Annotated in this window: 9 protein-coding genes; 6 read left to right on the top strand and 3 right to left on the bottom strand. The window is 70.4% G+C overall.

All coding sequences use genetic code 11. From position 1 onward, the window contains the following. The first annotated feature begins 59 nt into the window (after positions 1-59). The 3 genes from PQV94_RS11785 to recR all read left to right on the top strand — a co-directional run bounded on the left by PQV94_RS11785 (position 60) and on the right by recR (position 5,353). The gene (locus PQV94_RS11785) at positions 60-2,585 is read left to right on the top strand and encodes a glycoside hydrolase family 65 protein (RefSeq protein ID WP_274286009.1); all 2,526 of its coding nucleotides are present in this window, start codon (positions 60-62) and stop codon (positions 2,583-2,585) included. A gap of 63 nt (positions 2,586-2,648) precedes the next feature. After that, positions 2,649-4,760 (top strand): DNA polymerase III subunit gamma and tau, encoded by a 2,112-nt coding sequence (locus tag PQV94_RS11780; protein ID WP_274286008.1) that lies wholly within the window; start codon positions 2,649-2,651, stop codon positions 4,758-4,760. Then, positions 4,760-5,353: a recombination mediator RecR gene (recR, locus tag PQV94_RS11775; protein WP_137417744.1), complete on the top strand. Its 594-nt coding sequence runs from the start codon at positions 4,760-4,762 to the stop codon at positions 5,351-5,353. The genes PQV94_RS11780 and recR overlap by 1 nt, the downstream gene beginning before the upstream one ends. Positions 5,354-5,362: 9 nt before the next feature. Here recR and PQV94_RS11770 read toward each other — a convergent pair whose 3' ends face one another. Beyond that, positions 5,363-6,781 carry a threonine/serine ThrE exporter family protein gene (locus PQV94_RS11770; protein ID WP_274286007.1) on the bottom strand — a complete coding sequence of 473 codons (1,419 nt, stop codon included), beginning with the start codon at positions 6,779-6,781 and terminating at the stop codon, positions 5,363-5,365. Between the two features lie 175 nt (positions 6,782-6,956). Here PQV94_RS11770 and PQV94_RS11765 point away from each other — a divergent pair, with 175 nt between their 5' ends. Then, positions 6,957-8,243 carry an aspartate kinase gene (locus PQV94_RS11765; protein WP_234074807.1) on the top strand — a complete coding sequence of 429 codons (1,287 nt, stop codon included), beginning with the start codon at positions 6,957-6,959 and terminating at the stop codon, positions 8,241-8,243. 6 nt (positions 8,244-8,249) lie between these two features. Here PQV94_RS11765 and PQV94_RS11760 read toward each other — a convergent pair whose 3' ends face one another. Together PQV94_RS11760 and PQV94_RS11755 are read right to left on the bottom strand one after the other, a co-directional pair. Then, positions 8,250-9,539, bottom strand: coding sequence for a tetratricopeptide repeat protein (locus tag PQV94_RS11760; protein ID WP_274286006.1), 1,290 nt, complete (start codon positions 9,537-9,539; stop codon positions 8,250-8,252). After that, positions 9,536-10,774 carry an ATP-binding protein gene (locus tag PQV94_RS11755; protein ID WP_274286005.1) on the bottom strand — a complete coding sequence of 413 codons (1,239 nt, stop codon included), beginning with the start codon at positions 10,772-10,774 and terminating at the stop codon, positions 9,536-9,538. The genes PQV94_RS11760 and PQV94_RS11755 overlap by 4 nt, the downstream gene beginning before the upstream one ends. A gap of 157 nt (positions 10,775-10,931) precedes the next feature. On the opposite strand from PQV94_RS11755, the gene PQV94_RS11750 reads away from it, so the two are divergent. Together PQV94_RS11750 and mqo are read left to right on the top strand one after the other, a co-directional pair. Beyond that, entirely contained in the window at positions 10,932-12,002 is a 1,071-nt protein-coding gene (locus tag PQV94_RS11750; RefSeq protein ID WP_274286004.1) for an aspartate-semialdehyde dehydrogenase, read from the top strand. Between the two features lie 89 nt (positions 12,003-12,091). Next, complete coding sequence (gene mqo, locus PQV94_RS11745) at positions 12,092-13,549, top strand: malate dehydrogenase (quinone) (RefSeq protein WP_274286003.1); 1,458 nt, start codon at positions 12,092-12,094, stop codon at positions 13,547-13,549. Positions 13,550-13,578 lie beyond the last annotated feature (29 nt).

Genomic DNA, 13,578 nt, shown 5'->3' with positions numbered 1-13,578 from the left:
TACCCGATCGCATCTCCCCACCCGTATCCCTGGCCGTGTCATCGGCGGAAGGCATGTTCATGATCGATAGAGACCGTTTCCCGGTCGACCCGTGGCGACTCGTCGAGCGTTCGTTCGACATCGACGAGGCGGGCGTCACCGAGACGCTGTTCACCGTGGGCAACGGATATCTGGGGCTCAGGGGCAACCAGCCCGAAGGGCGCTTCGGCCACGAGCAGGGCACCTTCATCAACGGCTTCCACGAGGTGTTCCCGATCCGCCACGCCGAGCAGGCGTACGGGTTCGCCGAGGTCGGACAGACGATCATCAACGCCCCGGACGCCAAGGTCATGCGCGTCTACGTCGACGACGAGCCGTTGTCGTTCGACCTCGCCGAGATCCTCGAGTACGAGCGCAGCCTCGACCTGCGCGACGGAGTGCTACGCCGCCACCTGCTGTGGCGCACGCCCTCCGGCAAAGAGGTACGCATCGATTTCGAGCGCATGGTGTCGTTCGAGGAGAAGCACCTCGCGCTGATGAGCATCGAGGTGACGGTGCTCAACGCCGACGCCCCCGTGACCATCAGCTGCCAGCTCGTGAACCGACAGGACGGTGAGGACGTCTACGGCGGCCGGCCCGCGAGCAAGCTCAAGGCCGGCTTCGACCCCCGCCGCGCCGAGCGCATCGAGGAGCGGGTGCTGCAGCCGCAGGAGTTCTGGCAGGACGGCCAGCGCTCGGTGCTCAGCTACAAGGTCACGCACTCCGAGATGACCCTCGCCGTCGCTGCCGACCACGTCGTCGAGACCGCGAACGAGTACACGGCGCGCACCCTCATCCAGCCCGACATCGCCAAGAACGTGTTCCGCGTGCAGGCGAAGGCCGGGGTTCCCGTCAAGGTCACGAAGCTCGTGAGCTACCACACCTCGCGCGGGGTGCCCGCGGCCGAGCTCGTCGACCGGTGTCGCCGCACACTGGACCGCGCCGGGGCGGAGGGTGTGGCCACGCAGTACGCCGTGCAGCGCGCCTGGCTCGATGCCTTCTGGGACCGCTCGGACGTGCGCATCGCCGGTCACGACGACCTGCAGCAGGCCACGCGCTGGTGCCTCTTCCAGCTCGCGCAGGCGGCCGCTCGCGCCGACGGACTCGGCGTGCCCGCCAAGGGCGTCTCGGGCTCCGGGTACAGCGGGCACTACTTCTGGGACACCGAGGTGTACGTGCTGCCCTTCCTCACGTACACGAGCCCGCACTGGGCGCGCAACGCGCTGCGGATGCGGGTGCACATGCTCCCCGACGCGCGTCGCCGCGCCTTCCAGCTCAACGAGGCGGGCGCGCTGTTCCCGTGGCGCACGATCAACGGCGAGGAGGCCTCGGCCTACTACGCCGCCGGCACCGCGCAGTACCACATCAACGCCGACGTGAGCTTCGCGCTCGCCAAGTACGTGCGGGCCACGGGCGACGTCGACTTCCTGTACCGCGAGGCGGTCGACATCGCCGTGGAGACGGCGCGCCTGTGGAACTCGCTCGGGTTCTGGCGCGACGAGGTCGACGGCGCGGACTCGTTCCACATCCACGGCGTCACCGGTCCCGACGAGTACACGACGGTCGTCAACGACAACCTCTTCACGAACGTCATGGCGCGCTTCAACCTGCGCTTCGCCGCCCGCACCGTGCGCGAGATGGAGCTTGCCGCCCCCGAGGCGTACCGCCTCATGGCGGACCGGCTGGGTCTCGACCCGGAGGAGCCGGAGATCTGGGAGAAGGCGGCGGATGCGATGCACATCCCCTTCAGCCCGGCTCTCGGCATCCATCCGCAGGATGCGGTGTTCCTCGAGCGCGAGGTCTGGGACCTGGAGAACACGCCCGACGAGCAGCGTCCGCTGCTGCTGCATTTCCACCCGCTCGTGATCTACCGCTACCAGGTGCTCAAGCAGGCGGATGTGGTGCTCGCGCTGTTCCTGCAGGGCAACCACTTCACCGAGGCGGAGAAACTCGCCGACTTCCAGTACTACGACCCGCTGACCACCGGCGACTCGACCCTGTCGGGTGTCGTGCAGTCGATCCTGGCGGCGGAGGTCGGCTACCAGGACCTGGCGCTGGAGTACTTCCTGGACTCGATCTTCGTGGACCTCGCCGACCTCCACAACAACGCCTCCGACGGTGTGCACGTGGCCTCCGCGGGTGGCGTGTGGGCGTCTCTGGTCTCCGGTTTCGGCGGGATGCGCGACCACTACGGCGAGCTCACCTTCGATCCGCGGCTGCCCGCCGCGTGGCCCGAGCTCTCCTATGCGCTCACGTGGCATGCGTCGCACCTGGACATCACGCTGCGTCGCGACGAGATGATCGTGCGCAACCGCGCCGGGGGTGAGGACGTCTCGTTCTCGGTGCGGGGCACCGCCTACACGATCGCTCCCGACGAGGAGCTCGTCGTGCCGCTGGCCACGCAGGGGCCCGTGCGCCCGGGACGGCCGACGCTGCAGATGTTCGCCGACGCCAGGCGGGAGGACGGCACGCTGCTCTCCGCATCCGTGCCCACCCTCACCGCCTCGCTCCCGGTGGTGACCGGGCCGACGCTCATCGGCGAGAACGAGCCGCACTTCGACGCCTGACCCGACGTCGCGGCGGGAGAACGCACCCGCCGCGACGTCGGTGGCACGCCGTAGGCTACTGGGGTGACCACAGCCCTCTACCGCCGTTACCGTCCCGAGGCGTTCGGTGAGATGATCGGGCAGTCCCAGGTGACCGACCCGCTCATGACGGCCCTGCGCGGCGACCGCATCGGCCACGCCTACCTCTTCTCGGGCCCGCGCGGCTGCGGCAAGACGACGAGCGCCCGCATCCTCGCGCGCTGTCTGAACTGCGCCGAAGGTCCCACCGACACCCCCTGCGGCACGTGCGACAGCTGTGTCGAGCTCGGTCGCGGCGGCGGCGGATCCCTCGATGTCGTCGAGATCGACGCGGCCAGCCACAACGGTGTCGACGACGCGCGCGACCTGCGCGAACGGGCGATCTTCGCGCCGGCGCGCGACCGGTTCAAGATTTTCATCCTCGACGAGGCGCACATGGTCACCCCGCAGGGGTTCAACGCGCTGCTGAAGCTGGTGGAAGAGCCGCCCGCGCACGTCAAGTTCATCTTCGCGACCACCGAGCCCGAGAAGGTCATCGGCACCATCCGCTCGCGCACCCACCACTATCCGTTCCGCCTCGTGCCGCCCGCCGCGATGCTCGAGTACGTGCAGCAGATGTGCGAGACCGAGGGCGTCTCGGTCGAGCCCGGAGTGCTGCCCCTGGTCGTCCGGGCGGGTGGCGGGTCGCCGCGCGACACGCTGTCGCTGCTGGACCAGCTCATCGCCGGGTCCGAGAACGCGGCGATCGGCTACGAGCGCGCGGTCGCTCTGCTGGGCTACACGCACGCCGAGCTGCTCGACGAGGTCGTCACCGCCTTCGGCGACCTCGACGCCGCATCCGCCTTCGCCGCGGTCGACCGTGTCGTTCAGACGGGGCAGGACCCGCGGCGTTTCGTCGAAGACCTGCTCGAGCGTCTCCGCGATCTCATCGTCATCGCGGCCACCGGCGCGGGCGCGTCCGCCGTCCTGCGGGGCATCCCCTCCGACGAGCTCGAGCGCATGTCGCGTCAGGCCGAGATCATCGGCACCGCGCGCCTGTCGCGCACCGCCGACATCGTCGTCGCCGCCCTCGACGAGATGTCGGGAGCCACCTCCCCGCGCCTCCAGCTGGAGCTGATGGTCGCCCGGGTGCTCGCCAACGCCCCCGCCGTCGGCGCGGCCCCCGCCGCCCCCGCGGCTCCTGCTGCGACGCGTCCCGCCGCGGCGGCACCCGCCCCCGCGGCGCCCGCCGTCTCTCCCCGTGCGGCGGAGGCCGCGGCCGTGCCGGTTCCCCCTGCCCCGGCACCGGTCGCGGAGCCTGCGCCGCCCGCATCCGCTCCTGAGGCCCGGTCCGTCCCGGCGCCGGCACCGTCGACGCCCGCGCCTGACATCCCGGCCGGCCCCGTCACGGTGCAGCGGCTGCGTGATGCCTGGCCCGAGGTCCTCGGGCGCCTCGAGAGCATCAGCCGCAGCTCGTGGCTGATCGCGACGGCGGCTCGCGTCGCCGCACTCGAGGGCGACATCCTCACGCTCAGCTTCCGCAGCCAGAGCGACATCGCGGCCTTCAAGAAGCGCACCGCGGGAGCCGGGCCCAGCGAAGACCTGCGTCAGGCCATCCAGGGTGTGCTCGGCATCCGCGTGAAGTACATCGCGCGCCACGACCAGGACGCGGACCCCGCCCCGCCGATGGATGCGGCTCCCACAGCGCCCTCCGCCCCGCCTCGCGCGGAGCCGCCCGCACCGCCGGTCGAGCGCCCGGGTCCCGCCCGCGCCTCTTCCGCGGCACCGGTCACCGAGTGGGCTGTGGCACCCATCCCCGCCTCGGATGCGGGAGAGTCGCCCGCCGCTCCCGTCGCGCAGCTGGCCGTCGACGACGAGCCCGAGGATGCGCAGGCGGCTGCGACACGCACGCTGACCGTCGCGCCTCCCGACGGCGCCGTGCTGCCCGCGGCCGAGGTGGCGACCTCGTTCGATCCGGAGGAGCCGGTCGATCCCGCCGATGAAGAGATGTACCCGACGGATGCGGCGACTCTGCCGCCCGTCATGCCGCCGCCCGCCCCGGTGCGCACCGCCCCGAACGACGGCATCCAGCGCTACGGAGAGGCCGTGGTGCGCCAGGTGCTCGATGCGCGCTTCGTGCGTGAGGAGCCCTACCAGCAGCCGACGAGGTTCTCCTGATGTACGACGGCATCGTCCAGAACCTGATCGACGAGTTCGGCCGTCTGCCGGGGATCGGCCCGAAGTCCGCGCAGCGGATCACGTTCCACATCCTGCAGACGCCGAACTTCGATGTCTCCCAGCTCGCCCAGCTTCTGGTCGAGGTGCGCGAGAAGGTGCGCTTCTGCGAGATCTGCGGCAACGTGTCCGAGCAGGACCGCTGCGCGATCTGTCGCGATCCGCGCCGGAACGAGACGCTCATCTGCGTCGTCGAAGACGCGAAGGATGTGGCGGCGATCGAGCGCACGCGCGAGTTCCGTGGGCTCTACCACGTGCTCGGCGGCGCGATCAGCCCGATCGCGGGTGTCGGTCCCGACGACCTGCGCATCACGCAGCTCATGCAGCGCCTCGCCGATGGAACGGTGCAGGAGGTGATCCTCGCCACCAATCCGAACCTGGAGGGGGAGGCGACGGCCACGTACCTCAGTCGCCTGCTCACCACACTGTCGATCCGCGTGACCCGACTCGCCTCCGGCCTCCCGGTCGGCGGCGACCTGGAGTACGCCGACGAGGTCACACTCGGTCGGGCTTTCGAGGGTCGCCGCGCGATCTGAGCGAGCGGGTCAGTGGCTGCGCGCCGGCCCGTCGTAGCGCCGCGCCTTCGCGCGCGAACGGGTCACGCCCGACAGCGACGCCCGTACGGGCTGCCCGAGATACAGGCCGAGCGAGGCGCCGACCGCGAGGCTGATGCCGATGACGGCCGCGTTCACGAGCGTGGCGAACCCGGTCATCATCACGGCGGTGTCGCCCGCCGATTCGACGACGCCGAGAAGCCCGCGGAACACCGCGGCCCCCGGCACCATCGGCAGGATCGCCGCCGTCGTCACCGCGACCGACGGGACGTGGAGGCGGAAGGCGATCACGATGCCCACAAAGCTCGCGACGAAGGCGCCGATGCCGCTCGCTGCGGCGACCTCGAGTCCCGCGGCCGTGGCGATCGTGTAACCGCCCCAGGCGACCAGGCTGAGCAGCGCGCTGACGGTGACCACGCGCCCGCCGGCACCGTTGAAGACGGCGACCGCGATCGCGATGATCGATGCGCCCACGAACTGCATGATCGGCGGTCCGAGCGGCAGCGCCATGTCGGGCGGTTCCATCGCGAGGCCGATCACCCGTACGGTCTCGAGTCCGGCGAGGATGCCGATCACGACGCCGATCGTCTGCGTCACGAGCTCCAGGATGCGCCCGGTCGCCGTCAGGGCGAAGCCGTCGATCGCATCCTGCGCGGCCCCCACCACGGTGAGCCCTGCGAGCATCAGCACGATGCCGGCGGCGACGATGACCGATGGGCGGATCTCCTGGGCGCCGGGGACGCCGAGCGCCACGAGGAAGCGGCTCATGGCCGCGATCACCGTGAGCACGAAAGCGCCCGCGATCTGGCTGAAGAAGTACGGCACGCGCGCCCTCGCGAGGGCGAACTGCGTCAGGGCGGCGCAGGCGGCTCCCGTGAAGGCGAGCGCGATGAGCAGCCAGTTCGCCCCGAACATGACCGCAACGCCGACGGCGAGTGCGCCCTGAGCGGTGATGACGGCAGCGGGCGGATAGCGAAACGGCGCACGGCGGATGCGGCGGGCCGCCGCCTGCGCCTCATCCAGCCCCATCCCGGCGGAGATGTCCGCGACGAGCGCCTGCAGCCGCATGAGGCGGTCGTGGTCGGGGGTGCTGCCGCGCACGACGCGCAGGAGCGTCACAGGGCGCGCGGCGCCCGAACGGGAGTAGGCGGCGGTGATCGAGTTGTAGGTGACGTCCACGTGCACGGGCGTGAGGCCGTACACCTCGCACACGCGCACGATCGTCAGGGCGACCTCGCTCGCCGGCGCGCCGGCGACCAGCATCGTCTCGCCCATCCGGACCGCGAGATCCAGGATGCGGACGCTGAGCGCATCGTCGACGACGGGGAGCAGATCGGTCGTGTCCGCGGGCGGCTCGACGCGTCGGCGCGCGGGCTTGAGGAACCTCGGCAGGGCGGGGCGGGGGGACATCGAGTGCGTCGGCCTCCGTGTCAGCGGTGTCCTCTCGAGCGTAACCGCCCCTGTTCGAGCCCGCCGTCACATGGCGGGGACGGAATGCCGGGCTGCCTAAGATGGAGCGTTGGACGCCGCATCCGAGCGTCCATCGTCGTCGCGCCGGACACGGCGCATCCCCGGGAGCAGCACAGTGGCGTTGATCGTCCAGAAGTACGGCGGGTCGTCGGTCGCCGACGCCGAGAGCATCAAGCGCGTCGCGAAGCGCATCGTCGACACGCGTCGCGCCGGCCACGACGTCGTGGTGGCCGTCAGCGCGATGGGTGACACGACCGACGAACTCCTCGATCTGGCGAACGAGGTGGCGCCGATCCCCGCCCCCCGCGAGCTCGACATGCTGCTCTCCTCGGGGGAGCGCATCTCGATGGCTCTGCTGGCCATGGCGATCCACTCGATGGGCTTCGAGGCGCGCTCCTTCACGGGCAGCCAGGCCGGAATGATCACGGACGCGAAGCACGGTGCGGCTCGCATCGTCGATGTGACCCCCGTGCGTCTGCGCGAAGCGCTGGACGAGGGCGCGATCGTCATCGTCGCCGGCTTCCAGGGCTTCAACCGCGACACCCGCGACATCACGACCCTCGGCCGCGGCGGCTCCGACACCACGGCCGTCGCGCTGGCGGCTGCGCTGGGTGCCGACGTCTGCGAGATCTACAGCGACGTCGACGGCATCTTCACCGCCGACCCGCGCGTCGTGCCGCGCGCCAGGAAGCTCCCCGTCGTCTCGACCGAGGAGATGCTGGAGCTGGCCGCCAACGGCGCGAAGGTGCTCTACATCCGCGCGGTCGAGTATGCGCGCCGCCACGGAGTCGTCATCCACGCGCGGTCCACCTTCAGCTCGAGCGAGGGCACCTACGTGCTCGACGCGCAGCAGCGTTCCGCCTACATCCCCGAGGGAGAAGCCATGGAAGAGCCGATCGTCGCCGGCGTCGCCACCGACCTCAGCCAGGCCAAGATCACCGTCATCGGCGTTCCTGATGTGCCCGGCAAAGCCGCGGAGATCTTCAAGATCGTCGCCAAGTCCGGCGCCAACGTCGACATGATCGTGCAGAACGTGTCGGCCGCAGCGACCGCCCGCACCGACATCTCCTTCACTCTGCCGAAGTCCGACGCGACGGCGGCTCTGAAGGCTCTGGCCGCCGACCAGCTGGACGTCGGCTTCGAGGCGCTCGTGCACGACGACCAGATCGGCAAGCTGTCGGTTGTGGGTGCGGGCATGCGCACGAACTCGGGCGTCAGCGCGACGCTGTTCGAAGCGCTGAGCACGGCGGGCATCAACATCGAGATGATCTCCACCTCCGAGATCCGCATCTCGGTCGTGCTGCGCGCCGACGACATCGCGGAGGCTGCGCGGGTCGTGCACACGGCCTACGGCCTCGACGGCGAGGGCGACGCGGTCGTCTACGCCGGCAGCGGCCGCTGATCCGCGTTACGTCCTCGGGGAGGCGGGTGCCTGGCGGCGTCGGTCCGGGAGGCGATTCCAGAACGGCTCCGGCAGTCGCTCTCCCGACAGCGCCCAGGCGATGATGTAGAGAACCGCTCCCGTCAGGAACAGTGCGAGCAGGACGACGCCGACCACGGCGCCCGGCGCCAGCGCGAGATAGAGCAGCGGTGCGAGCGCGCGGCCGCGGCGGTATGTCAACCTCGCCACCAGCGCGAGAGCCGCGACGAGAACGGCCGCCGTGTAGGCGCTCACGACACCGCCCAGGACGATGATCGTGCCCGTCGGGTCGCCCGCGAGCGCGCCCATCAGGATGCCGATGCCGCTCAGCACGACAGCTCCCGCCAGATAGATCGAGGAGAAGAGCACGATCGGACCCTCGCTCAGACGCGAGCGCACGATCGGTTCGAACAGCGAGCCCAGGCGGCGGCGCAGGCGGATTGCCCACAGCACGAGAAGTCCCAGTGCCGCCGCCCACACGCAGATCTGCGCCAGAACGCCGGCGACGGCGGGGGTATCCGTCGGGACACGCCAGCCGAACAGTCCGGCCCCGAGCGCGCAGAGTACGAAGATCAGGGCGCTCTGGCTGGCGACGATCGACAGCGGCGGGACGAGCAGGCGCGCGCTCGCCATCTCGAACGCCGTCTCGGTGTCGCTGTCCTGGGGCGACTCGCCCAGCATCCGGGCGAGCTGGATCGCCGCGTCCGCGTCGTCCTCGCGGCGGCTGATGGCGGGCCGCAGGCGCCGGGCCCACGGATGCGTCGGATCGATCGCCAGGGCCGCGCTCACGTGCTCCTCGGCGTCCCTGCGTCGACCCGCGCGCACGAGGGCGTCGGCGAGCTGGGTGTGCAGATCGGGATCGTCGGGCTGCTGGCGCAGCGCCTCGTCGAGCGCTGCGATCGCCTCGTTCACCCGGCTGCAGCCGAGCATGACATCGGCGTACACCGAGAGCGCCCAGAGGGTCTCGCCGGAAAGGCGCCGCACGGCCTGCGCGCCCAAAACGGCATCATCCCACCGGCGCAGGCCCAGCGCCGTGAGCGCCGAGAGGCGCCAGGCCCAGGCATCGTGTGGGTAGAGTGCCACCGCACGACGGGCGAGGTCGTCGGCCTCGTCGAGCCGCTGGAGCATCCGGAGGCACTCGGCGCTGATGCGCAGCGCCGGCGCCGACTCCGGCTGCTGGGCGAGTTCGCGTCCCGCTTCGCGGAGCGCATCCTCGTGACGACCCAGATCCAGGAGCGTCTGGGCGTGCGCGAGCGCCGCTTCGGACGCTTCGCTCATCGCCGCCCGCTCTGACGCAGATACTCGCGCAGCTGCGCGAACGTTCCGTCGTCCTCCCCGAAACGGACCACATTGCGTGCCGACTCGAGCCAGGGCCCCGTGGACGGCGTGATCTGCGCGACGCTCTGCCGGAGGTCGGCCATCCCGATCAGACGCGGCACGCCGCTGCGGCTGCTTTCGAGCAACGCGCTCTCGCTCGCCAGCTCGCAGACGTAGGCGAGATCCGCACCGCTGAAGCCCTCGGTGGCCGCGGCGAGGGCGGCGAGGTCGACGCCTTCGACCGGGCGGCCTGTGAGGTGGTGGCGCAGGATCGCCTGGCGCGCCTCCGCGTCCGGGGGCAGAACGAGCAGCGTGCGGTCGAGCCTGCCCGGACGCCGCAGCGCCGGATCCACATCCCAGGGCTGATTGGTCGCGGCGAGCACGAACACGCCGTCGTTGTCGCTGCCGAGACCGTCGAGCTCTTCCAGGAGCGAGACGACGACACCGCGCATCCCGTTCTGCCGGGCGAGGGATCGGCGCTGGCCGATCGCATCGATCTCGTCGATGAAGAGCACAGTGGGCGCCTGCCGGCGGGCGAGCTGGAACAGCTCACGGACGTTGCGTTCGCTGTCGCCCATGTACTGACCGAGGATGTCGCTCAGCCCGACGCTCACGAACGACGCGCCGAGCTCGCCCGCCACGGCGCGGGCGAGGAACGTCTTGCCGCATCCCGGCGGGCCGTACAGCAGCAGCCCGCCGCGCAGGCTCTTGCCGTACAGAGCTCGCAGTTCCGGGTTGCGCAGCGGGGCCAGAAAGGCAGACTCCAGGCGCTCCTTGACCTCCCGCATCCCGCCGACGTCGGCCAGCGTGACCGTGGAGCGCTGGAGGTCGTGCTCGTCGAACGCGGGGGCGCTGTCGCCGATGAACACGGGCTGGGCGATGTGGCCGACCTCGGCCTCGGCCGCCGACCAGTCGAACCCGGTGTCGCCCGCAGGCGCGTCCGAAGCCTGCGCATCGGATGCGGGGGAGACGGGCGCGGGCGCCTCGGCAGCTGCGGGAGCGTGCAGGATGCGGGCGAGCATCTCTCGAGCGTGGGGGTTGCCGGGGTCCGCGGCGAGAACCGTGCTCGCCTCGGCCAGCGCACGCTCGGTGTGCCCCCGATCCAGCAGAACGCTCGCCAGGTGCAGTCGCAGTTCCGCATCCGCCGGCGCTGCGGCGACCGCCCGTGCGAGAGCGACGATGACCGGATCCTCCACGGCATCCCCTTCCATTCCCCGACATTGTCCGCCACGGGTGCCCGTCACGGCGCGCTTTCCCCAGGGATTCGTAGGCCCGGCCGCACGGTAGAATCGGGCAACCCTGCGCCCGTCCGGTCCGGATGCGGCGCGCCCTGCGACATCCCGAGGAACACACATGACCCGCATCTCCGAATCCGGACTCTCCGTCGCCGTCGTCGGCGCCACCGGTCAGGTCGGCACCGTCATGCGGGAGATTCTCGCGGAGCGCGCGTTCCCGATCGGCGAGCTGCGTCTGTTCTCCACCGCGCGCTCGGCCGGCACCGCCGTCGAGTTCGGCGGTCAGACGGTCATCGTCGAGGACGTCGCCACCGCCGACCCGGCCGGCATCGACATCGCCCTCTTCTCCGCCGGCGCCACCGGCAGCCGTGCGCACGCGCCCCGCTTCGCCGAGGCCGGAGCGGTCGTCATCGACAACTCGAGCGCCTGGCGCAACGATCCCGAGGTGCCGCTGGTGGTCAGCGAGGTCAACCCGCACGCGATCGATGAGCGCCCCAAGGGCATCATCGCCAACCCGAACTGCACCACCATGGCAGCCATGCCCGTGCTGAAGGTCCTCGACGCCGAGGCAGGCCTGGAGCGGCTCATCGTCAGCACCTACCAGGCCGTGTCCGGGTCGGGCATCGCCGGTGCCCAGGAGCTGCTCGGACAGGTCGAGGGCGTCCTCGCCCAGGGCGACACGCTGCGCCTCGTGCACGACGGATCGGCGGTCGATTTCCCGCAGCCGGAGAAGTACATCGCGCCCATCGCGTTCGACGTGATCCCGTTCGCCGGCAACCTCGTCGACGACGGCGAGAACGAGACCGACGAAGAGAAGAAGCTCCGCAACGAGAGCCGCAAGATCCTCGAGCTGCCCGACCTGCGCGTGGCGGGCACCTGCGTGCGTGTGCCCGTCTTCACGGGGCACTCGCTGTCGATCAACGTCGAGTTCGCGCGCGACATCACGCCCGAGCGTGCTCGTGAGCTGCTGGCTTCGGCGCCTGGCGTCGCTCTCGAGGAGGTTCCCACGCCGCTGCAGGCCGCGGGCAGTGACCCCAGCTATGTGGGTCGGATCCGGCGCGACCAGTCGGCTCCCGAAGGCAAGGGGCTCGTGCTGTTCATCAGCAACGACAACCTCCGCAAGGGCGCAGCGCTCAACGCCGTGCAGATCGCCGAGATCGTCGCCGCTCGACTGGGTGTCACCGCCTGAGTAACGTCTGCGGTAAGAACCGCGAAAGTTCCCGCGCGCGGCCCGTCCCACTGGCGGAGGGGCCGCGCGCGCCGCTTTAGACTTGTCGGGTGACAGGAAACGTCGACGTCCTCCTGATCGGTGGCGGCATCATGAGCGCCACGCTCGGGACTTTTTTGCAGCAGCTCCAGCCGGACTGGAAGATCGCGGTGTTCGAGCGTCTGGGCGAGGTCGCCCAGGAGAGCTCCAACGCGTGGAACAACGCCGGCACGGGTCACGCCGCCCTGTGCGAGCTCAACTACATGCCCGCTGCCCCCGACGGTTCGGTCGACCCTGCCAAGGCCGTGGCGATCAACGAACAGTTCCAGCAGAGTCGGCAGTTCTGGTCGACGCTCGTCGAGCGCGGCGTGCTCGCCGCCCCCGAGACCTTCATCAACAGCACCCCCCACATGACGTTCGTGCGCGGCGAGAAGGACGTGGCCTACCTCAAGCGCCGCTACGAATCGCTGAAGCAGCAGCCGCTGTTCGAGGGCATCGAGTACAGCGACGACTCCCGGGTCATCAACGAGTGGGCGCCCCTGCTCATGCAGCAGCGTCGCAAGGGTGAGCCGTTCGCCGCGACCCGGGTGCCCAGCGGCACCGATGTCGACTTCGGTTCGCTCACGCGTCAGCTACTGGATTCGATGCAGCGGGGCGGCGCCGAGGTCCTCACGGGTCGTGAGGTGCGCTCGCTCAAGCGGCAGAAAGACGGCTCGTGGCAGGTCGGCTACCGTCATACGGTGGGCCGGACGCCGGGCCGCATCAACGCACGTTTCGTGTTCATCGGCGCGGGCGGTTGGGCGATCAAGCTGCTGCAGCGCTCGCGCATCCCCGAGGCGAAAGGCTACGGCGTCTTCCCCATCGGCGGCCAGTGGCTGAAGACCAGCAACCCCGCCCTGGTGGCGCAGCACAAGGCGAAGGTCTACTCGCAGGCATCCGTCGGCGCGCCGCCCATGTCGGTGCCGCATCTCGACACCCGCGTCGTCGACGGCGAGACCTCGTTGCTGTTCGGTCCGTTCGCGACCTTCAGCCCGAAGTTCCTCAAGAACGGCTCGCCCTGGGACATCGTCACCCAGGTGCGTCTGTCGAACCTGGGCAGCATGCTCACCGCCGGTGCCACCAACCTCAACCTTGTGAAGTACCTCGTCAGCGAGCTTCTGAAGACGCACAAGAAGAAGGTCGACAGCCTCCGCGAGTTCATGCCGTCGGCCGACGGCGCGGACTGGGAGCTGCTGAACGCCGGACAGCGCGCTCAGGTCATGAAGGGCGGAAAGCTGCAGTTCGGCACGGAGGTCGTCGCCTCCGCCGACGGCTCGATCGCGGGTCTGCTGGGTGCCTCCCCGGGCGCCTCGACGGCGGTGTCGATCATGCTGGGGCTGCTGAAGTCCTGCTTCCCCGACCGCATCGACGAGTGGGAGCCGCAGCTGCGGGAGCTCATCCCCAGCTACGGCACGACGCTGAACTCCGATCCTGCCGCGGCCGAGGCGTCCCTCGCCGCGACGGCCGAGGAACTGCACCTGGCGGTCTGAGCGGAGCTGCTCTCAGGCGGATGCGGCGA

The sequence above is a fragment of the Microbacterium sp. Clip185 genome (assembly GCF_028743715.1).
Lineage (GTDB): Bacteria > Actinomycetota > Actinomycetes > Actinomycetales > Microbacteriaceae > Microbacterium.
This window is presented reverse-complemented; position numbering and strand designations above follow the sequence as displayed.